The sequence below is a fragment of the Streptomyces sp. WY228 genome (assembly GCF_019287315.1).
In the GTDB taxonomy this organism is placed as follows: Bacteria; Actinomycetota; Actinomycetes; order Streptomycetales; family Streptomycetaceae; genus Streptomyces; species Streptomyces caviscabies.
Genome location: NZ_CP079114.1, coordinates 1,743,717 through 1,764,037 on the forward strand (window position 1 = coordinate 1,743,717; position 20,321 = coordinate 1,764,037).

Below are 20,321 nucleotides of genomic sequence, written 5' to 3' on the forward strand. Positions count from 1 at the left end.
TCAGTCCTCCAGTGCGGCGAGCCCGGGAAGCGTCTTGCCCTCGAGGTATTCGAGGCTCGCGCCACCACCGGTCGAAATATGTCCGAAAGCATTCTCGTCGAAGCCCAGGATGCGGACGGCCGCGGCGGAGTCGCCACCGCCGACGACGCTGAAGGCCGGGGAGTCGACGAGCGCCTGGGCGACCGCGCGGGTGCCGTCGGCGAAGTCGGGGTGCTCGAAGACGCCCATCGGGCCGTTCCAGAAGACGGTGGCCGCGTCGGCGAGCTTCGAGGCGTAGAGCTTGTTGGTCTCCGGTCCGTTGTCCAGGCCCATCTGGCCGGCCGGCATGGCGTCGGCGGCGACGGTGGTGTGCTCGGCCGGGGCCTTGGTCTTCAGGTCGGGGAAGGCGGGGGCTACCACGACGTCGACGGGCAGGACGAACTCGACGCCCTTCTCCTCGGCGCGCCGCAGGTACTCCCGCACGGCCGGGATCTGGTCCTCCTGGAGCAGCGAGCTGCCGACCTCGTGGCCCTGGGCCTTGAGGAAGGTGTACGCCATGCCGCCGCCGATCAGGATGCGGTCGGCCCGCTCCAGCAGGTGGTCGATCACCCCGAGCTTGTCGGAGACCTTGGCGCCGCCGAGGACGACCGCGTACGGCCGCTTCACATCGGTGGTGAGCTTCTTCAGGACGCCGACCTCGGTGGCGATGAGGTAGCCCGCGTAGTGCGGGAGCCTGGCCGGGAGGTCGAAGACCGAGGCGTGCTTGCGGTGTACGGCGCCGAAGCCGTCGCCCACGTAGACGTCGGCGAGCTCGGCCAGCTGATCGGCGAAGGCGCCGCGCTCGGCGTCGTCCTTGGAGGTCTCGCCGGCGTTGAAGCGGAGGTTCTCGATGACGGCGACCTGGCCGTCGGCGAGGCCGGCGACCGTGGCGCGGGCGGACTCGCCGACCGTGTCGGTGGCGAAGGCGACGTCGGCGCCGAGGAGTTCGCCCAGGCGGGCGGCGGCGGGCGCCAGCGAGAACGCCGGGTCCGGGGCGCCCTTGGGTCGGCCGAGGTGCGAGGCGACGACGACGCGCGCGCCGGCCTCGGCGAGCTTGGCGACCGTCGGGAGAACGGCGCGGATACGGCCGTCGTCGGTGATCGTGGTGCCGTCCAGCGGCACGTTGAGGTCGGCGCGGACGAATACCCGCTTGCCCGCGACCCCTTCGGCGAGAAGTTCGTCGATCGTCTTCATCTGTTCCGTTTACTCCTTGGAAGGACCGATGAGCATGCTAGGTCGTGTCGACAGACTGCCGTCGTCCGGCCGGAGGCCGGGCCGCGCGGCGTCTGGTGCGTGCGATCGCAAGGCGCCGGAATGGCCTCGTAGCGGAGCTACTTGGCCGTTTCGGCAACGCTGCGAGCGTGCGTGCCAGGCGTCGCGCGGCAGACGGCAGTCTGTCGACACGACCTAGGGGCTCGACCCGCGCGTCGTTGCGCCGGTCGAGCCCCTTCGCTCACATCGATGTGCCTGCCGACCCGAGGATCAGAGCTGCTCGCCGACGAAGACCGTGAGGTCGACGAGACGGTTGGAGTAGCCCCACTCGTTGTCGTACCAGCCGAGGATCTTCACCGAGTTCCCCTCCTGGACCATGGTCAGGGAGGAGTCGAAGGTGCAGGACGACGGGTCGCCGACGATGTCCGAGGAGACGATCGGGTCCTCGGTGTACGTCAGGAAGCCCTTGAGGGCGCCGTCGTCGGAGGCCTTCTTGAACGCGGCGTTGACCTCGTCCTTGGTGACCTCGCGCTGGAGGGTGACGACCAGGTCGGTGGCGGAGCCGGTCGGGACCGGGACGCGCATCGCGATGCCGTCGAGCTTGCCCTTGAGCTGCGGGAGGACCAGGGCGGTGGCCTTGGCGGCACCGGTGGTGGTCGGGATGATGTTCTCGGCGGCGGCGCGGGCGCGGCGCAGGTCCGAGTGCGGGAAGTCCAGGATCCGCTGGTCGTTGGTGTACGCGTGGACCGTCGTCATCAGGCCCTTGACGATGCCGAAGTTCTCGTCGAGAACCTTGGCCATCGGCGCCACACAGTTGGTGGTGCAGGAGGCGTTGGAGATGACGTTGTGGTTGGCCGCGTCGTACTGGTCCTGGTTGACGCCCATCACGATGGTGATGTCCTCGTCCTTGGCCGGAGCCGAGATGAGGACCTTCTTGGCGCCGCCTGCGATGTGCTTCTCGGCGTCGGCCTTCTTGGTGAAGATGCCGGTCGACTCGATGACGATGTCGACGCCCAGCTCACCCCAGGGGATGTCGGCCGGGTTGCGCTCCGAGAGCACCTTGATGGTGTGACCATCGACGGTGATGGTGTCGGCGGTGTGGCTGACCTCTGCCTTGAGACGACCCAGGATGGTGTCGTACTTCAGCAGGTGGGCCGTGGTCGCAGTGTCACCCAGGTCGTTGACAGCCACGATCTCGATGTCCGCACCCTGCTCGAGCAGCGCGCGGAAGTAGTTGCGACCGATGCGGCCGAAGCCGTTGATGCCTACGCGGATCGTCACGAACCGATCTCCTCGTTAGGTACGCCGGTTTTCGACGCCGGCGAGTTGTATAGGGATGTCCCCGACCGCTTCCGACCCTACCTCTCCACGGGCTCGGGAGTGACATCGAGAGGGGCCCTACGCGCCACCGGATACGGCCGGAGGCCCGTACTCACCAGTAGGTGCACGGGCCTCCGTCACGCCCGCCGGGACGTTGGTCCCGGCGGGTCCGGGACCAACGTCCCGCGCTCGCCGCCGAGTCGGCAGGTCAGCCGACCAGGCCGTCGGCGAGCTCGTCGCTGAGCGTCGACTCGGTGCCGGGGATGCCCAGATCCTGGGCCCGCTTGTCGGCCATCGCCAGCAGTCGGCGGATCCGGCCGGCGACCGCGTCCTTGGTCAGCGGCGGGTCGGCGAGCGCGCCCAGCTCCTCCAGCGATGCCTGCTTGTGCTCCATGCGCAGCCGCCCCGCGGCGGCGAGGTGCTCGGGGACCTCCTCGCCGAGGATCTCCAGCGCCCGCCCGACCCGGGCCCCGGCGGCGACCGCCGCGCGGGCCGAGCGGCGCAGGTTCGCGTCGTCGAAGTTGGCGAGCCGGTTGGCCGTGGCGCGGACCTCGCGCCGCATCCGCCGCTCCTCCCAGGCCAGCACCGCGTCGTGCGCGCCGAGCCGGGTCAGCAGGGCGCCGATCGCGTCGCCGTCGCGGACGACCACCCGGTCCACGCCGCGCACCTCGCGGGCCTTGGCGGCGATGGAGAGCCGGCGGGCCGCCCCGACCAGGGCGAGAGCCGCCTCCGGGCCCGGGCAGGTGACCTCCAGCGAGGAGGAGCGGCCGGGCTCGGTGAGCGAACCGTGGGCGAGGAAGGCTCCGCGCCAGGCGGCCTCGGCGTCGCAGGTGGCCCCCGAGACCACCTGCGGGGGCAGCCCGCGGATCGGACGGCCGCGGCCGTCCACCAGACCGGTCTGGCGGGCCAGCTGGTCGCCGCCCGCCACCACCCGTACGACATAGCGCGAGCCGCGCCGCAGTCCGCCGGGGGCCATCACGATCAGCTCCGAGCTGTGCCCGAAGATCTCCAGGATGTCGCGCTTGAGGCGGCGGGCGGCGTTGCCGGTGTCCAGCTCCGCCTCGATCACAATCCGGCCGCTCACCAGGTGCAGCCCGCCCGCGAACCGAAGAATCGCCGAGACCTCTGCTTTCCTGCAGCAGGTCCGGGTGACGGGAAGATGAGAGATTTCGTTCTTCACCGCTGGCGTCATCGCCATGGGCCGATCCTTCCATGCATCCGAAAAATACGGTCGTACGCGGCGGCCAACAGCTCCTGATCATGGACCGGAACGCCGTCGGGCGATGCCACCGGCGCCAGCTCGACCGCGGCTCCGAGCCGTTCTGCGGCATCGGCGAGGGACTCACGGTCGGGCACGGCGGCCTCATCGGCCAGCACCACGTCCAAGGCGAGTTTAGGGGCGTGTCGTCCCAAAACCTCCAAATGACGCTGCGGTGAGAAGCCTTCTGTTTCACCGGGCTGGGGCGCGAGGTTCAACGAGAGGACCTTGCGGGCCTTCGTGGTGACCAGTGCGTCGAGCAGTTCCGGCACGAGCAGGTGCGGGATCACGGAGGAGAACCAGGAGCCGGGGCCGAGGACCACCCAGTCGGCGTCCAGGACCGCTTCCACGGCCTCCGGGACGGCCGGCGGGTCGGGCGGGACCACGTGCACGGACTGCACCTCGCCGGGCGTGAGCGCCACCGTGGCCTGGCCGCGCACGGTGACGATCGCGTCGGGCAGGTCGGGGTCGTGGCCCTTGACCAGCGCCTGGAGCTCCAGTGGGACGGCCGACATCGGCAGCACCCGGCCGTGCGCGCCGAGCAGCTTGCCGACCAGGTCGAGCGCCTGGACATGGTCACCGAGCTGTTCCCACAGGGCCACGATCAGCAGATTGCCGACCGCGTGTTCGTGGAGGTCGCCCTTGGACTCGAAGCGGTGCTGGATGACCCGGGACCAGGTGCGGCCCCAGTCGTCGTCGCCGCACAGCGCGGCGAGCGCCTTGCGCAGGTCGCCGGGGGGCAGGACGCCCAGCTCCTCGCGCAGCCGGCCGCTGGAGCCGCCGTCGTCGGCGACGGTGACCACGGCCGTGAGGTCGCCGGTGATCCGGCGCAGCGCCGCCAGGGACGCCGAGAGACCCATGCCGCCGCCGAGCGCGACGACCTTGGGCTGGGCACCGCGCTTGCGGCCGGAGAGCGCCGAGGTGGCGCGGCTCAGGCGCCGCATCCGCAGATTGCGTCCGGTCACTCTCGCCCCATGTCCCGGTGCACGAGGACGGTCTCGACGCCTTCGGCGGCGAGGCGGGCCGAGAGCTTCTCCGACATGGCGACGGAACGGTGCTTGCCACCGGTACAGCCCACCGCGATGGTGACGTAGCGCTTGCCCTCGCGGCGGTAGCCGGCGGCGATCAGCTGGAGCAGTTCGGTGTACTGGTTGAGGAATTCCTTGGCTCCCGGCTGGTCGAAGACATAGTCGGAGACCTCCGGGTTGACGCCGGTGAAGGGGCGCAGCTCGGGGACCCAGTGCGGGTTGGGCAGGAAGCGGCAGTCGACGACCAGGTCGGCGTCGACCGGCAGGCCGTACTTGTAGCCGAAGGACATCACCGTGGCCCGCAGCTCCGGCTCCGACTCGCCCGCGAACTGGGCGTCCATCTTGGCCCGCAGCTCGTGCACGTTGAGGCTGGAGGTGTCGATGACCAGGTCGGCGTCGCCGCGCAGCTCGCGCAGCAGGTCGCGCTCGGCCGCGATGCCGTCGACGATGCGCCCGTCGCCCTGGAGGGGGTGCGGGCGGCGGACGGACTCGAAGCGGCGCACGAGGGCGTCGTCGGAGGACTCCAGGAAGACGATCCGCCGGGTGACGTGCTTGGCCTCCAGATCGGCGAGGGATTCGCGGAGGTTGTCGAAGAAGCGCCGGCCGCGCACGTCGACGACGACGGCGATCCGGGCCACGTTGCCCTGCGAGCGGGCTCCGAGCTCCACCATGGTGGGGATCAGCGCGGGCGGCAGGTTGTCGACGACGAACCAGCCGAGGTCCTCCAGACACTTGGCGGCGGTGCTGCGGCCGGCGCCCGACATCCCGGAGATGATCACCAGCTCGGGGATGGCCGCCTCACCCGTCTCGTTCGGGGTGTTCGTACTCACGTCTGCTGCTCCGTCTGCTCGGTCTGCGGTGTTCTGTGCGGTCTCGTGGCTGTTCTCGGTCATGAGCTGCCCCCGTCGTCCTCTTCAATGATCTCTCCTGTGGCCGTGTTCACGGCAGGCGCCGCGGGAGCGGTCGAGGCGAGGGCCGCGGCCACCGATTCCGCCGTCCTTCGCCCTATCCCGGGCACCTCGCAGATCTCGTCGATTGTCGCCTGCCGGAGCTTCTTCACCGAGCCGAAATGCTTGATCAGAGCCTGCTTCCGGGTCTCGCCGAGGCCGGAGACGTCGTCGAGGGGGCTGGAGCGGATGCGCTTGGCGCGTTTGGCGCGCTGGTAGGTGATGGCGAAGCGGTGGGCCTCGTCCCGGACGCGCTGGAGGAGGTACAGGCCCTCGCTGGAGCGGGGCAGGACCACGGGGTCGTCGTCACCGGGGAGCCAGACCTCTTCGAGGCGCTTGGCGAGTCCGCAGACGGCGATGTCGTCGATGCCCAGCTCGTCCAGGGCGCGCCGGGCGGCGGCGACCTGCGGCTGTCCGCCGTCGACGACGACGAGCTGCGGCGGGTAGGCGAACCGCTTGGGCCGGCCGTCGTCCTCCCGGGGCTCGCCGTCCTCGGCTGCCGGGGCGAGCGCGGGGACGGGGCCCGGAGCGGGTCCGGTGGGGGCGGGTCCGGTGGGGGCGGGCCCGGTGGGGGCGGGCCCGTCGGCTGTGGTGTCCGTCGGCTGCTCCTCCCACTCCCCCGTGCGCTCCTTCTCCTGGAGGTAGCGCTTGAAGCGGCGGCCGATCACCTCGTGCATCGAGCGGACGTCGTCCTGGCCCTCGAAGCCCTTGATCTGGAAGCGGCGGTACTCGCTCTTGCGGGCGAGGCCGTCCTCGAAGACCACCATGGAGGCCACCACGTCGTCGCCCTGGAGGTGGGAGATGTCGTAGCACTCGATGCGCAGCGGGGCGGTGTCCAGGCCGAGCGCCTCGGCGATCTCCTCCAGGGCGCGGGAGCGGGTGGTCAGGTCGGAGGCGCGCTTGGTCTTGTGCAGCCCGAGCGCCTGCTGGGCGTTGCGCTGGACGGTGACCATGAGGTCCTTCTTGTCGCCGCGCTGCGGGATGCGCAGGCTGACCTGGGAGCCACGGCGCTCGGCGAGCCACTGGGAGACCGCTTCGGTGTCCTCGGGCAGGGCCGGGACCAGGACCTCCTTGGGGACGGCGTCGCCGCGCTCCTCCCCGTACAGCTGCTGGAGGGCGTGTTCGACGAGGCCGGAGGTGTCGACCGCCTCGACCTTGTCGGTGACCCAGCCGCGCTGGCCGCGCACCCGGCCGCCGCGTACGTGGAAGATCTGGAGAGCGGCCTCCAGCTCGTCCTCGGCGACGGCGATCAGGTCGGCGTCGGTGGCGTCGGCCAGGACGACGGCGCTCTTCTCCATGGCCCGCTTGAGGGCCTCGGCGTCGTCGCGGAGGCGGGCGGCCCGCTCGTACTCCATCTCCTCGGCCGCCTGCATCATGTCCTTCTCCAGGCGGCGGATGTAGGTGCCGGTGCGCCCGGCCATGAAGTCGCAGAAGTCCTCGGCCAGCTCGCGGTGTTCCTCGGGGGTGACCCGGCCGACGCAGGGGGCCGAGCACTTGCCGATGTACCCCAGCAGGCAGGGGCGGCCGGTGCGCGCGGCGTTCTTGAACACCCCGGCGGAGCAGGTGCGGACGGGGAAGACGCGGAGCATCAGGTCGACGGTCTCGCGGATCGCCCAGGCGTGGCCGTACGGACCGAAGTAGCGCACGCCCTTCTTCTTGGCGCCGCGCATGACCTGGACGCGGGGGAAGTCCTCGTTGAGCGTGACCGCGAGGTACGGATAGCTCTTGTCGTCGCGGTACTTGACGTTGAACCGGGGGTCGAACTCCTTGATCCAGGAGTACTCCAGCTGGAGCGCCTCGACCTCGGTGGAGACGACCGTCCACTCCACGGAGGCGGCGGTGGTGACCATCGTGCGCGTCCGCGGATGGAGGTTCGCCAGGTCCTGGAAGTAGTTGGCCACGCGCTGGCGCAGGTTCTTGGCCTTCCCGACGTAGATCACCCGGCGGTGCTCGTCGCGGAATTTGTAGACCCCCGGGGAGTCGGGGATCTGTCCCGGCTTGGGGCGGTAGCTGGAGGGGTCTGCCATGTCTCACACCCTACTTGCGGGCAGTGACAGTGCGTCGTCCTCGGGTGGTGCCGGGGCGGTGCCGCGCTCCGGGGTGCCGTGGGGTGTGCGCACCCCGGAGCGCGGGCCCGCGGGCCCGGTGACGCCGCCGCTCAGGCGTCCGCGGCCGGGGATCGCCCAGTACGGCTCCGGCGGCGTACGGCGGCCGCCCCGCACAGCGCCAGGGCGAGCAGCGCCCCGGCTCCGGCGGTGGTGGAGACGGCGGTCAGGGCCGTGTCCGGCGATCCGGTCGCCGCTCCGGCGAGCGCGGGGCCGGCGGCGGTGTCCGGGGCCTGACCGGCGGCCGGGCCGGCGACCGGGCCGGCGACCGGGCCCTGGACCGGGCCGGGGGCGGGTGCGGGTCCGCCGGCCGCCTCGGGGCCGTAGCCGCCCGCCTTGCCGGAGCGGGCGTATGCGGAGCCGGGCAGCTTGTCCCCGTAGGCCTTCCGCACCCGGTTCCGGTAGGCGTCGAGCGTGGTGCCCTTCGCTCCGACGGCGGTCGTCGCGTCCTCGTCGAGCGGGAGGACCCGGGAGCCGTCGTGGACGTACCAGGCGTCGATCTGCGGTTCGCGGAACACGGTGCCGCCGGGCAGGGCGCGGGCCCCCTGTGCGGTGTAGCGGGCCTCGTCGTCGCCGGTGGCGATGTTCACCACCTGCCAGTCGCCGCCGCTCCCGGTTCCGGTTCCGGCGGGGACGGTCCACAGGGAGGCCTTCTGTCCGTCGGAGGAGACGGCGGTGGTGGCCAGGTAGTCCAGGGTGCTCGGGGCGGCCCCGGGCTTCCCGGCGACGAACGCGGCGGAGAGCGTACGGACGGGGACCGCCTTCCCCGTGATCCGGGGGGCCGCCTCCGCCCTGCTCACCGCGGACTCCCGGGCGAAGAACCGGGACAGGGTGTCCAGCGTCGCCGGCTCGGTCGCGGCCTCGTGAGCCGCTTCGAGGGTGGCCGCGGTGAGCTTCGGCGCTGCCGCCGGGCCGTCGTCGGCGAGGGCGGGGGCGGCGGCGGTGAACAGGGCGGCGCCGGTGAGGGCGGTGGCGACGGCGATGCGGCGGGCGGTGGTGCGCCGGGCGGTGTCGGTGCGCCGGGTGGTGGAGTTCATGTCCTCACGCCCCGATCCGGTAGAGCGAGTGGGTCCAGGAGAACTCGTTGTTGTTGACGTACCAGGCGTGCGAGGCCCAGTTGTAGCGGTTGCTGGAGGGCCATGGATCGCCCCAGTAGACCCAGCTGTTGGCGTCGTCGTACCCGTAGACGACATGCATGTGGCCGCCGCCGGACGACCACTGGATACGGGTCTCGATGGGGCGCCGGGCGGATATCTCGGCCTGCACGGTCGGGTAGCGCAGCCAGCCGGTGACGTAACTGCCGGGGCTGATCCCGGCCCAGGACAGACCGGTCTGGGCGTTGCCGAGCGTGGCCTGCCAGTTGGGGCACTGGGTGTTCTGGCCGCGGTTGAAGGAGGCGTTGCAGAACTGGTTCTGGGAGTAGGTGCGGCCGAACCAGGAGGCGATGGTGTTGCCCGCGGCGGCCCAGCACCAGTTGGTCTGCTGCTGTGCCTGCATGGTGATGTCGAGCCGCTGGGCGGCGGCGACGGTGGAGCCGGCTCCGGCCGGCGCCTGGGCCGCGGTGGCGGTGCCCGCGGGGACGGCGAGCAGGAGGGCGGCCAGGAGGGCGGGGATCGAGAACCTTCCGGGCCTGACTCTTCGGTTGCGCATGGCGTTCCTCCCAAGGCGGGGGTGGGGATCGGAGGAGCGCGTCCGGACGCTGACGATGAGCATCCGGCGTTGTCCGGAGCAGGTCAACACGCTTCAATGCGAGGTGACATCACGGTGTGAACGGCACGGCGTCCATGTGAACGGCCCCGCCCCGGTCACCTGCTCCCCCGCATCCCCCGGGGGCCGGTGTCGCCACTCCCCACGTGAACGTTCACCGGAGGCCCGCCATGCGGCAGACCGAGACCGAACTGGCGCAGGTACTGCGGACCGGACCGTTCCATCTGGCGTTGCGCACCGCTCTGTCCGTGCGCGGGCTGCCGCTCCAGCGGGTGCAGCACCATCTGGCGCACCGGGGCGTCAAACTCGGGGTGACCAGCCTCAGCTACTGGCAGCAGGGGGTGCGCCGCCCCCGGCGGGCCGAGTCGTTGCGGGCGGTGCGGGCGCTGGAGGAGGTCCTCGCGCTGCCGGACGACTCGCTGCTGAGGCTGTTGCGGGACGGCGACGCCCCGGCGGAGGGCGACCGTCCGGCGACCCGTTCGTACCGCTCGCTGATGGAGGCGTCGGGCTCGGTGGAGCGGCTGCTCGCGGCGATGGAGTCACCCGTGGACGGCGGGCTGCACACCGTGGGGCACCAGGAGCGGGTACGGATCGGGGCGCGGCGCGAGCTGGCGGGCCGCACGTCGCGGCATGTGGTGCGCGCGCACCGCGACGGCGTCGACCGCTATCTCGCGGTGCACCGGGGCGACCCCGGCTGCGATCCGTCGCGGATCGCGGTGCGGGCCCTGGAGAACTGCCGGACGGGCCGGATCCGCTGGGACCGGGAGGCGGGGGTGCTGGTGGCGGAGCTGCTCTTCGACACCCGGCTGCGATCCGGTGAGACGTATCTCTTCGGCTACGGCTTCGACGACGGTACGGGCGGGACCAGCGGTGAGTACGTGCGCGGCTTCACCTTCGGGGGCGGCCAGTACGTGCTCCAGGTCGGCTTCGACGAGGGGGCGCTCCCGGTGCGGTGCCGCCGGTTCGCCCAGGCGTCGGCGGGGGCGGTGCGCGGGGCCCGCGGCGACCTCACGCTGACCGGGCGGCACCGGACCGTGCACCTGGTGGAGGAGGGCGTACGGCCGGGCCTGATCGGGATCGACTGGGACTGGGAGTGAACGACCCGGCGTCCGGTCCCGGGAGTCGGAAGGCTCAGGCGTCGGGGCCCGCGACGAGCTTTCCGCCCTCGGCGGTGACCGGGACGGCGGGCAGCGGCACGGTGGCCGGGCCCTTCACCGGCTGGCCCGTGGTCATGTCGAAGCGGCTGCCGTGGCAGGGGCAGTGGCCCTCGGTGCCCTCGACCTTGTCCAGGACGCAGCCGCCGTGGGTGCACTGGGCGGAGAACGCCTTGTACTCGCCCTTCGCCGGGCAGACGACGACCAGGCGCTGCTCGCGGTAGAGCTTGGCTCCGCCGACGGGCACCTCGGAGGCGGCCCCGAGGTCGACGGGTGCGGTGGGCGTGGGGTTCTTGGCGTGGCCGAGCTTGGAATCGGTGGAGCAGGCGGCCGCTCCCAGCCCTGCGGCACCGGCGAGCGCGGCACCCTTCAGCACGGTACGGCGGGCGGCGGGCAGACCGGGCATGCGGGCTCCACGGGTCGTTGTTCGGGGTGGATCACGGCGGATCCCAGGGTGGATCGGGTCGCCGGACGGGCGGGGCGGCGACGGCGGCCCCGCGTGCCGGTGACAGAACCGACGATACCGGCGGGGACCGGATCCCCTGCGACCGGGCCGGACCGCTCGGCGCCGACGCGCGACGGCGGCCCCCTTCGTCCTGCGGGGGCCGCCGTCGTCGCTCCTTCGCTCAGGCCTTGCGAGCGCGGGTGGTCTTCTTCGCGGCGGCCTTCTTGCCGGTGACCGCCTTGGCCGTGGTGGCCTTGGCGCCCGAGGCGTTCGCCTTGGCGCCCGTGGCCTTCTTGGCCGCGGCGGCCGTCTTCTTCGCCGGGGCGGTCGTGCGGGCGGTCGCCTTGCGGGCCGTCCCGCGTCCGGAGGGCACCGCCGCCTCGCTGATCCGGTCCGCGTCCAGGATGGACTGGAGGAACTTCCCGGTGTGGCTGGCGGGCACCGAGGCGACCTGCTCCGGCGTTCCCTCGGCGACCACCAGGCCACCGCCGTTGCCGCCCTCGGGGCCCATGTCGACGACCCAGTCGGCGGTCTTGATGACATCGAGGTTGTGCTCGATGACGATCACGGTGTTGCCCTTGTCCACCAGGCCGGAGAGCACGGTGATCAGCTTGCTGATGTCCTCGAAGTGCAGACCGGTGGTCGGCTCGTCCAGGACGTAGACCGTGCGGCCGGTGGAGCGCTTCTGGAGCTCGCTCGCCAGCTTGACGCGCTGCGCCTCACCGCCGGAGAGGGTCGGCGCGGACTGGCCCAGCCGCACATAGCCGAGGCCGACCTCGTTGAGCGTGCGGAGGTGGCGGGCGATCGTCGGGACGGCCTCGAAGAACTCCAGGCCCTCCTCGATCGGCATGTCCAGTACCTCGGCGATGGACTTGCCCTTGTAGTGGACCTCCAGGGTCTCCCGGTTGTAGCGCGCTCCGTGGCAGACCTCGCACGGGACGTAGACATCCGGCAGGAAGTTCATCTCGATCTTGATGGTGCCGTCGCCGGAGCAGTTCTCGCAGCGGCCGCCCTTGACGTTGAAGGAGAAGCGGCCCGGCAGATAGCCGCGCACCTTCGCCTCCATCGTCTCGGCGAAGAGCTTGCGGACGTGGTCGAAGACTCCGGTGTACGTCGCCGGGTTGGACCGGGGCGTCCGGCCGATCGGCGACTGGTCGACGTGCACGACCTTGTCGACGAGGTCGTCGCCGTCGACCCGGGTGTGCCGGCCGGGGACCGACTTGGCGCCGTTCAGCTCGCGGGCCAGGTGGGTGTAGAGGATGTCGTTGACCAGGGTCGACTTCCCGGACCCGGAGACGCCGGTGACGGCGGTGAGGACGCCGAGCGGGAAGGAGACGTCGATGTCCTGGAGGTTGTTCTCCCGGGCGCCGTGCACGGTGAGGCTGCGGGCCGGGTCGACCGGGCGGCGGATGTCCGGCGTCGGGATGGACCGCTTGCCCGCCAGATACTGGCCGGTGATCGAGTCCTTGTTGGCCAGCAGCTCCTTGAGCGAGCCGGAGTGGACGACCTTGCCGCCGTGCTCTCCGGCGCCGGGGCCGATGTCCACGACCCAGTCCGCGACCTTGATGGTGTCCTCGTCGTGCTCGACGACGATGAGCGTGTTGCCCATGTCGCGGAGCCGGACCAGGGTCTCGATCAGCCGGTGGTTGTCGCGCTGGTGCAGGCCGATGGACGGCTCGTCCAGGACGTACAGCACGCCGACCAGGCCGGAGCCGATCTGGGTGGCGAGCCGGATGCGCTGGGCCTCGCCGCCGGACAGGGTGCCGGCCGCGCGGTTCAACGACAGATAGTCCAGGCCGACGTCGACGAGGAATTTCAGCCGCTCGTTGACCTCCTTGAGCACCCGCTCGGCGATCTTCTTGTCGCGGGCGTTCAGCTTGAGGCGGCCCAGGAACTCGGCGCACTCGCTGATCGACATGGCGGCGACCTCGGCGATGGACTTCTCCATCACCGTCACCGCGAGGACGATCGGCTTGAGCCGGGTGCCCTCACAGGTCGGGCAGGGCACCTCGCGCATGTAACCCTCGAAGCGCTCCCGGCTGGAGTCGCTCTCGGCCTCGGTGTGCCGCCGCTTGACGAACTGCACCGCGCCCTCGAAGGCGGGGGTGGTGTAGGCGCGCTCGCGCCCGTAGCGGTTGCGGTAGCGGACCTCGGTCTGGATCTTGTGGCCGAAGAGCAGGGCCTTCTTGGCCCGCTGCGGCAGCCCGGCCCAGGGGATGTCCGTACGGAAGCCGAGGGCTTCGGAGAGCGCGCCGATGAGGCGGCCGAAGTACTCCTTGGTGTGGCCGTGGGACCAGGGGTGGATCGCGCCCTCGTCGAGGGACTTCTCCTCGTCCGGGACGATCAGCTCCGGGTCGACCTCCATGCGGGTGCCGATGCCGGTGCAGTCGGGGCAGGCGCCGAAGGGCGAGTTGAAGGAGAAGGAGCGCGGCTCCAGCTCCTCGAAGGAGAGGTCGTCGTACGGGCAGTAGAGGTGCTCGGAATACATCCGCTCGCGCTCGGGGTCGTCCTCGGGGAGGTCGACGAAGTCGAGCACGACCATGCCGCCGGAGAGGCCGAGCGCGGTCTCGACCGAGTCGGTCAGCCGGCGCTTGGCGCTGTCCTTGACGGTGAGGCGGTCGACGACCACCTCGATGGTGTGCTTCTCCTGCTTCTTGAGCGTGGGCGGCTCGGCGAGCTGGATGGTCTCGCCGTCGACCCGGGCGCGGCTGTAGCCCTTGGTCTGGAGGTCGGCGAAGAGGTCGACGAACTCGCCCTTGCGCTCGCGCACCAGCGGCGAGAGGACCTGGAAGCGGCTGCCCTCGGGCAGGCCGAGGACCTTGTCGACGATGGCCTGCGGGGACTGCCGGGAGATGGGGCGGTGGCACTCGGGGCAGTGCGGCTTGCCGATCCGGGCGAAGAGCAGCCGGAGGTAGTCGTAGACCTCGGTGATGGTGCCGACCGTCGAGCGCGGGTTGCGCGAGGTCGACTTCTGGTCGATGGAGACCGCCGGGGAGAGGCCTTCGATGAAGTCGACGTCCGGCTTGTCCATCTGGCCGAGGAACTGCCGGGCGTACGAGGAGAGCGACTCCACGTAGCGGCGCTGGCCCTCCGCGAAGATCGTGTCGAACGCGAGGGACGACTTGCCCGACCCGGAGAGCCCGGTGAAGACGATGAGGGAGTCGCGGGGCAGGTCGAGCGAGACGTTCTTCAGGTTGTGCTCGCGCGCGCCACGGACGATGAGACGGTCGGCCACGCCGGTCCGCACCTTTCTAGAGAGAAGCTGGGGGAACTGAGCCCCTCTCCCAGGGTATGGGGGGCGCCACAGCGGTGTACGAAGCTTTCGATTCCGAGCGTATAGCACGCACATTCGATTTACGGCCGACCGTCGACTCCTTCACCCGAATGAGTGGCGGAGCTAGGCTCGGTCGCATGATTGATCATGCGCACGACCTGGGAGCTGTACGCGGGGCGACCGAACGGCTGCTCGACGCAGTCGGCAAACTGGACAACGTCTCGGTCGCCGGAGCGTCACGGTTGCCCGGATGGAGTCGGGGCCACGTTCTGGCCCACCTGTCACGTAACGCCGACGCGCTCGGAAATGTTCTCCGGGGCCTCCCGATGTACGCGAGCAGCGAAACCCGGGACGCCGACATCGCCGACGGCGCCCCGCGCCCGGCGCACGAGCAGCTGACCGACCTGCGGGAGAGCGCGGACGGCTTCCTGGCGGTCGCCGCCGAACCGGCCGACTGGTCCCGTACGGTCACCCTGCGCAACGGCGTGACGGACTCCGCGGCCCGGGTGCCCTTCCGGCGGCTGATCGAGGTGGAGATCCACCACGTCGACCTCGACATCGGCTACGAGCTGGAGGACCTGCCCGCGGAGTTCGTGTCGCGGGAGATCGCGTTCCTGACGGACCGCTTCTCGGGCAACCAGGACGTGCCCGCGACCGCGCTGACCGATCAGGACGGCCGCACCTGGAGCACGGGCGGCGGCCCGCCGAGCGCCCTGGTGACGGTGCAGGGGCCCGCCGCCGAGCTGATGGGCTGGCTCTGCGGCCGCCGGGACGGCTCCGCCCTGACGGTGGCCGGAGGCCCGCTGCCCGCCCTGCCCCCGCTATAGGCTGAGCCGTATGACGTACAGCGGAGCGGTGAAGGTCGGCGGACCGGCGAGCGTGCACGAACTGACGGATCTGATGATCTCGAAGGTCGCCGTCGGCGGGATGAACAACAACGCCTATCTGCTGCGCTGCCGGGCGACCGGCGAGCAGCTGCTGATCGACGCCGCCGCCGAGCCGGAGACCCTGCTCGCGCTGATCGGTGACGACGGCATCGCGTCCGTCGTCACCACCCACCGGCACGGGGACCACTGGCAGGCGCTGGCCGAGGTGGTCGGGGCGACCGGCGCCCGGACGTACGCGGGCCGCCACGACGCCGAGGGCATCCCGGTGCCGACCGATGTCCTGGTCGAGGACGGCGACACCGTGACCGTCGGCCGGGTCGAGCTGACCGCCCGCCATCTGACCGGTCACACCCCGGGCTCCATCGCGCTGGTCTACGACGACCCGCACGGCGCCCCGCACCTGTTCACCGGGGACTGCCTCTTCCCCGGCGGCGTCGGGAACACGCATGACGACCCCGAGGCCTTCGCGAGCCTCCTGCACGACGTCGAGACGAAGCTGTTCGACCGGCTGCCCGACGAGACGTGGGTCTATCCGGGCCACGGGCACGACACGACGCTCGGCGCCGAGCGGCCCCAGCTGCCCGAGTGGCGCGCCCGCGGCTGGTAGCCCGCCACGGTTCCCGGATCACGCGAAAGCGGCCGGGGTGGACGGCCTTCGCCGTTTCCACCCCGGCCGCCGCCGTGGTGCCCCTGTGCCGCTCCGGGCGGCCCCGGGTCAGCCGCTGATGCTCTTGCTCTCCTCGTCGGCCGGGCCGGCGGTCTCCGCCTTCGCGGCCTTCGCGGCCTCCTCCGCCTCGGCCGCCACCTGCTTCTTGCTGGCGATGAGGCTGGTGATCGTGGTGATCACCAGGACGCCGCCGATGACGCTGAGCGAGAAGGGGATGGAGATCTCGGGCGTGTTCACCCCGGACTCGTGCATGGCGTGCAGCACCAGCTTGACGCCGATGAAGCCGAGGATCACCGACAGGCCGTAGCTGAGGTGGACCAGCTTCTTCAGCAGACCCCCGATGAGGAAGTACAGCTGGCGCAGACCCATCAGCGCGAACGCGTTGGCCGTGAAGACGATGTACGGGTCCTGGGTCAGGCCGAAGATCGCCGGGATGGAGTCCAGCGCGAACAGCACGTCCGTCATACCGATGGCGAGCATGACCACCATCAGCGGGGTCAGGATGCGCTTGCCGTTCTTCTGGATGAAGAGCTTCGTGCCGTGGTACTGGTCGGCGACACCGAAACGGTGCTCGATCTTCTTGAGGAGGCGGTTCTCCTCCCAGTCGTCCTCGTCCTCGTCGGCCCGGGCCTCCTGGATGAGCTTCCAGGCGGTGTAGATCAGGAACGCGCCGAAGATGTAGAACACCCACGAGAAGTTCGCGATCACGGCGGCGCCGGCGGCGATGAAGATCGCCCGGAGCACCAGGGCGATGAGCACACCGATGAGCAGCACGCGCTGCTGGAGGTGTGAGGGCACCGAGAACTTCGCCATGATCAGGACGAAGACGAAGAGATTGTCGACGCTCAGCGACTTCTCGGTGATGAATCCCGCGAAGAACTCGCCGGAGGCCTGGCTCTCGCCGAAGACCATGAGGCCGACTCCGAAGAGGACGGCCAGCGCGATCCAGACGATCGTCCAGATTCCGGCTTCCTTGGTCGACACGTCATGGGGCTTGCGCCCGATGAAGAAGTCGACGGCGATCAGGGCCGACAGACCAAAGATGGTCAGGGCCCAAACGGTCCATGAAACGTCCACTGCGCCTCCGGCAGTTCGCTACGGCAACTGGATCAGCGTCGTCGCTGCCGGAGGTCTCTTCCATCCCTGCGCGCGGTGTGCGCGCCTGGACCGGCGCCCCGGGACCGAAAAACGGTCCGTATTGACGGGACGTCGCGTAAGGAGTACTCCCCTCCGTGCCCCGAACAGTACAGGAATCACCAAGAAAAGGTAAAGAGAAGAGTAAAGAACTCGTCAAAACGGCAGGTCAGAGCGGTTTACCTTTAGCGGCCGGCGGCTCGGCGGGCGGCGGCCACCGCTGCGAGGACCTGCTCCAGGACACGACTGCCCGGCGGGATCGCCGACGGCTCGTACGTCCAGGCGTGCCCGACCCAGGGGTCGGCGAGGTGGCTGTCGGCGACCGGGGTGATCCGCAGCAGCGAACGCCACAGCGGGTCGAGGACCGGCCCGTACGCACTGGCCTCCTCCCGGTCGGCGACCATCAGGAGATGCACTCCGACCGAGGGGCCCTCGTCGGCGAGATAGCGGAGCTGGGTGACGGCCCGGTCGTCGAAGCCGTGCGGGAAGTCGTTGACCACCAGGAGCTGTTCCCCGGTGTCCAGGTCGGGCGGCAGCGAGTCGGCGGCCCCGGCCCGCACCGCCATCTGCACCAGGTCCACCCGCCGGGTGAGGTGGGCGAGGACCGAGGCCACTCCCCCCGGTCCGGCGGCGGGCGGCCCGGCGAGGACGCCCGCGTCGACCAGCGGCGCGAGCGGACCGGCCGCCGAGCCCGCCGGGTCGATGACGTGCACCGCGAACTCCCCGGGCGGATACACCGCGAGCAGCCGCGCCACGTGGGCGACCGCGGTCTCCATGGCCAGCCGGCGCAGCCGGTCCGTGTCGATCAGGGCGGCCGCCTCGGACGCCGCCCGGCCGCTGTCCACCCAGATCCCGCGCTCCAGCGGCAGCCGGACGAGCAGCGGGATGCGCAGGTCGGTGCGCTCGGGAAGATGGAGGTCGCCGATGCGCAGGGCCATCGGTATCTCCATGGGGATGCGGTGGGCGTGCCAGACGGGGTTGCCCCACCCGGCGTACGCGGCCGGCAGCGCGGGTTCGACGACGGCCGACTCGGCGGCCAGCTGGGCCAGATCGCGGTCGAGGGCCTCCCGGGCCCGTGAGGTCAGCTCGTCGCGCTTGGCGCGGGCCGTCTCGCGGGCGCGGTCGCCCGCGCCGCCGATCCGGTTGCGCGGGTCGGACAGGGCCCGGTCGAGCTCCTGGTCCATCCGGGACTCGGCGAAGTCGACGGCGCTGCGGTAGGCGGCGACGGCGCGGGCCAGGTCCTCGAACATGCCCCAGATCTGGTTGTAGAGGCGCTCGTCCATCGACCAGCCGGTGGCGTCGCCCGCGACCGGCTGCGCGGGCTGTCCGGGCTGGGCCGGCGGCGCGGTGGGCGGCGGCGTCGGAGGCGCGGCGTGCTGCCGCCCCGGGTGCGCGTAGTTGATGGGGCCGGCACCGGCGGACCCGGCGGCGGCCGGTCCCGGGGCGGGGTGCGGCCGGGCGGTCTGCGCCGGTCCGGTGGCGGCCGGGTCGGTCAGCGGCTCGGGGGGCTCCGGGGCCGGGGGCGGTGTGGGCGGGCGGTGGTCGGCGGCGCCCGTCGTGCGGCGTACGCGGTCGCCTCCCGGGGTCCGGGGCGGCGGCGGGGCCACCGAGCGGGCCAGGCTCCGGGTGACGGCCTCCTGGATGGATCCGGCCAGCCCGGCGGCCTCGGCCACGCCCTGGTCGGCGAGCATCTCGGCGAGCCCGCCGGCATACCCCTGGCCGACGGCGCGGACCTTCCAGGCGTCCTGGCGGCGGTAGAGCTCCAGGGCGCTGACGGCGGACTCGGCGTCCAGGCCGGTCAGCGTGAAGGTGGCGATCTCGGCGCCGTCGAGCCCGGTGACGGCGACGAAGGGGGCGGGGACGGCGCCGAACCGGGTCGGGCCGCCGACTCCGACGGGGAGCGCGAGCAGCACGGTGACCCGGTGGACGCCGTCGGGCAGGGCCTCCAGGTCGACGGCGAGCCGGTGGTCGGCCGCCGCCTGCCGGGAGACCTCGATGCCGGAGAGCTGGGGCGAGACGGGGTGGGCGATCCACTCGACGCCGCGCACCGTGCCCCGCTCGTCGCCGAGGGTGGCTCCGGCCACGACGGGCGTACCCGCCGACACCCGGATCTCCAGACGGGTCTGGGGCAAGGTGTGGTTCTGCCCCCGGACCAGTTCGGCCGTCATTGCCCTGTCCCCCTCGACGATGGCCCGCGCGCCCGTGGGTGCGGTGCCGTGCGATACCGCGTTCGTGCTGTCGCGTTCGTGCCGTGCCGTGCCGTTCGTGCCGTGCCGTGCCGTTCGTGCCGTGCCGTGCCGTTCGTGCCGTGCCGTGCCGTTCGTGCCGTGCCGTGCCGTGCCGTTCGTGCCGTGCCGTGCCGTTCGTGCCGTGCCGTGCCGTTCGTGCCGTGCCGTGCCGTTCGTGCCGTGCCGTGCCGTTCGTGCCGTGCGTGGGGCAGCTCCCGGCGGCCGGTGCCGCCGGAGCCGCCCCGCCCCGTTTCGGTGCCGGTCGTCGCCGACCGGTCCGGGTCCTACAGGTGCGGGAGGATCGACGGCATCAGGTCCTGGAAGGTGCGGCCGTTGGCCGGGTTCCCGAGGGCCGTCATCTGCCATCCGTTGCCCACGCGGTGCACCTTCGCCATGATCTGGGCGGTGTACTGGCCGCCGCCGTCGAGCGTGTACCGGGCGAGCTCCTGGCCGTTGGTCTCGTCGACGATGCGGCAGAAGGCGTTCTGGACCTCCTGGAACGTCTGCCCGGTGAAGGAGTTCACCGTGAAGACGATCTGGTCGATGTGGACCGGCACGCGCTGGAGGTCGACGAGGATCGCCTCGTCGTCGCCGCCGGAGCCCGCGCCGCCGACCAGGTTGTCACCGGTGTGCTTGACCGAGCCGTCGTCGCTGACGAGGTGGCGGAAGAACACGACGTCGACCGGCTGCTTGTCGGCGAAGAGCACCGCCGAGGCGTCCAGGTCGACCTCGCGGGTGCGCGAGCCGAACAGGCCACGGCGCGGAGCCGCCTGCCAGCCGAGCCCCATCCGTACCGCGGTCAGGGTCCCCCCGTCGCTCTTCTGCAGGCTGATGGCCTGACCCTTGGTCATATTGACCGTCACGCGCTGTCCCCTCTCGGCATTGCCCCGCAACCATCCGTGTGCGGTTTCCCCGCACCCTACGCATTCCACCCCGG

Annotated in this window: 16 protein-coding genes; 3 read left to right on the plus strand and 13 right to left on the minus strand. The window is 71.4% G+C overall.

What is annotated here, in order from left to right; all coding sequences use genetic code 11:
- From pgk to KV381_RS07480, 8 genes are all read right to left on the minus strand, one after another.
- Positions 1–1,212 carry a phosphoglycerate kinase gene (gene pgk / locus KV381_RS07445; protein WP_030078779.1) on the minus strand — a complete coding sequence of 404 codons (1,212 nt, stop codon included), beginning with the start codon at positions 1,210–1,212 and terminating at the stop codon, positions 1–3.
- Positions 1,213–1,500: 288 nt separating this feature from the next.
- A complete protein-coding gene (gap, locus tag KV381_RS07450; protein WP_030078781.1) occupies positions 1,501–2,511 on the minus strand; it encodes a type I glyceraldehyde-3-phosphate dehydrogenase in 1,011 nt (336 codons plus the stop codon).
- A gap of 247 nt (positions 2,512–2,758) precedes the next feature.
- Positions 2,759–3,748, minus strand: coding sequence for a DNA-binding protein WhiA (gene whiA / locus KV381_RS07455; RefSeq protein WP_030078784.1), 990 nt, complete (start codon positions 3,746–3,748; stop codon positions 2,759–2,761).
- Positions 3,739–4,773, minus strand: a complete 1,035-nt coding sequence (gene yvcK, locus KV381_RS07460; protein ID WP_030078789.1) for a uridine diphosphate-N-acetylglucosamine-binding protein YvcK — start codon at positions 4,771–4,773, stop codon at positions 3,739–3,741. Before yvcK ends, whiA begins: the two co-directional genes overlap by 10 nt.
- Positions 4,770–5,729, minus strand: a complete 960-nt coding sequence (gene rapZ / locus KV381_RS07465; RefSeq protein ID WP_030627508.1) for an RNase adapter RapZ — start codon at positions 5,727–5,729, stop codon at positions 4,770–4,772. The genes yvcK and rapZ overlap by 4 nt, the downstream gene beginning before the upstream one ends.
- A complete protein-coding gene (gene uvrC, locus KV381_RS07470) occupies positions 5,726–7,810 on the minus strand; it encodes an excinuclease ABC subunit UvrC (protein ID WP_030627510.1) in 2,085 nt (694 codons plus the stop codon). Before uvrC ends, rapZ begins: the two co-directional genes overlap by 4 nt.
- A gap of 131 nt (positions 7,811–7,941) precedes the next feature.
- Complete coding sequence (locus KV381_RS07475; protein WP_218784942.1) at positions 7,942–8,925, minus strand: hypothetical protein; 984 nt, start codon at positions 8,923–8,925, stop codon at positions 7,942–7,944.
- A 4-nt stretch (positions 8,926–8,929) separates the two neighbouring features.
- A complete protein-coding gene (locus tag KV381_RS07480; RefSeq protein ID WP_030079516.1) occupies positions 8,930–9,538 on the minus strand; it encodes a papain-like cysteine protease family protein in 609 nt (202 codons plus the stop codon).
- A 227-nt stretch (positions 9,539–9,765) separates the two neighbouring features.
- On the opposite strand from KV381_RS07480, the gene KV381_RS07485 reads away from it, so the two are divergent.
- Positions 9,766–10,692, plus strand: coding sequence for a hypothetical protein (locus tag KV381_RS07485; RefSeq protein WP_030079518.1), 927 nt, complete (start codon positions 9,766–9,768; stop codon positions 10,690–10,692).
- A gap of 34 nt (positions 10,693–10,726) precedes the next feature.
- Here the strand turns inward: KV381_RS07485 and KV381_RS07490 are convergent, their stop codons facing one another.
- Together KV381_RS07490 and uvrA are read right to left on the minus strand one after the other, a co-directional pair.
- On the minus strand, positions 10,727–11,155 hold the full coding sequence (locus KV381_RS07490; protein WP_030079520.1) for a Rieske (2Fe-2S) protein: 429 nt from the start codon (positions 11,153–11,155) through the stop codon (positions 10,727–10,729).
- A gap of 220 nt (positions 11,156–11,375) precedes the next feature.
- The gene (uvrA, locus tag KV381_RS07495) at positions 11,376–14,429 is read right to left on the minus strand and encodes an excinuclease ABC subunit UvrA (protein ID WP_030627513.1); all 3,054 of its coding nucleotides are present in this window, start codon (positions 14,427–14,429) and stop codon (positions 11,376–11,378) included.
- Positions 14,430–14,605: 176 nt separating this feature from the next.
- Between uvrA and KV381_RS07500 the strand changes: the two genes are divergently transcribed.
- Together KV381_RS07500 and KV381_RS07505 are read left to right on the plus strand one after the other, a co-directional pair.
- Entirely contained in the window at positions 14,606–15,295 is a 690-nt protein-coding gene (locus KV381_RS07500) for a maleylpyruvate isomerase family mycothiol-dependent enzyme (RefSeq protein WP_098026948.1), read from the plus strand.
- A gap of 10 nt (positions 15,296–15,305) precedes the next feature.
- Positions 15,306–15,962, plus strand: coding sequence for an MBL fold metallo-hydrolase (locus tag KV381_RS07505; RefSeq protein WP_030079526.1), 657 nt, complete (start codon positions 15,306–15,308; stop codon positions 15,960–15,962).
- Between the two features lie 108 nt (positions 15,963–16,070).
- Here KV381_RS07505 and KV381_RS07510 read toward each other — a convergent pair whose 3' ends face one another.
- The 3 genes from KV381_RS07510 to KV381_RS07520 form a co-directional block, all read right to left on the minus strand.
- Positions 16,071–17,099, minus strand: a complete 1,029-nt coding sequence (locus tag KV381_RS07510) for a TerC family protein (RefSeq protein ID WP_030079528.1) — start codon at positions 17,097–17,099, stop codon at positions 16,071–16,073.
- A gap of 242 nt (positions 17,100–17,341) precedes the next feature.
- Positions 17,342–19,324, minus strand: a complete 1,983-nt coding sequence (locus KV381_RS07515; protein WP_218784943.1) for a TerD family protein — start codon at positions 19,322–19,324, stop codon at positions 17,342–17,344.
- Between the two features lie 344 nt (positions 19,325–19,668).
- Positions 19,669–20,247, minus strand: coding sequence for a TerD family protein (locus tag KV381_RS07520; RefSeq protein ID WP_030079532.1), 579 nt, complete (start codon positions 20,245–20,247; stop codon positions 19,669–19,671).
- Positions 20,248–20,321: the final 74 nt, after the last annotated feature.

Excerpts from the sequence above, each read along its gene's own strand:
- pgk (WP_030078779.1), bottom strand. The coding sequence starts at position 1,212 with ATGAAGACGATCGACGAACTTCTCGCCGAAGGGGTCGCGGGCAAGCGG.
- KV381_RS07500 (WP_098026948.1), top strand. The coding sequence starts at position 14,606 with ATGATTGATCATGCGCACGACCTGGGAGCTGTACGCGGGGCGACCGAA.
- KV381_RS07485 (WP_030079518.1), top strand. The coding sequence starts at position 9,766 with ATGCGGCAGACCGAGACCGAACTGGCGCAGGTACTGCGGACCGGACCG.
- rapZ (WP_030627508.1), bottom strand. The coding sequence starts at position 5,729 with ATGACCGAGAACAGCCACGAGACCGCACAGAACACCGCAGACCGAGCA.
- uvrC (WP_030627510.1), bottom strand. The coding sequence starts at position 7,810 with ATGGCAGACCCCTCCAGCTACCGCCCCAAGCCGGGACAGATCCCCGAC.
- KV381_RS07505 (WP_030079526.1), top strand. The coding sequence starts at position 15,306 with ATGACGTACAGCGGAGCGGTGAAGGTCGGCGGACCGGCGAGCGTGCAC.
- KV381_RS07490 (WP_030079520.1), bottom strand. The coding sequence starts at position 11,155 with ATGCCCGGTCTGCCCGCCGCCCGCCGTACCGTGCTGAAGGGTGCCGCG.
- KV381_RS07480 (WP_030079516.1), bottom strand. The coding sequence starts at position 9,538 with ATGCGCAACCGAAGAGTCAGGCCCGGAAGGTTCTCGATCCCCGCCCTC.
- KV381_RS07515 (WP_218784943.1), bottom strand. The coding sequence starts at position 19,324 with ATGACGGCCGAACTGGTCCGGGGGCAGAACCACACCTTGCCCCAGACC.
- KV381_RS07475 (WP_218784942.1), bottom strand. The coding sequence starts at position 8,925 with ATGAACTCCACCACCCGGCGCACCGACACCGCCCGGCGCACCACCGCC.
- whiA (WP_030078784.1), bottom strand. The coding sequence starts at position 3,748 with ATGGCGATGACGCCAGCGGTGAAGAACGAAATCTCTCATCTTCCCGTC.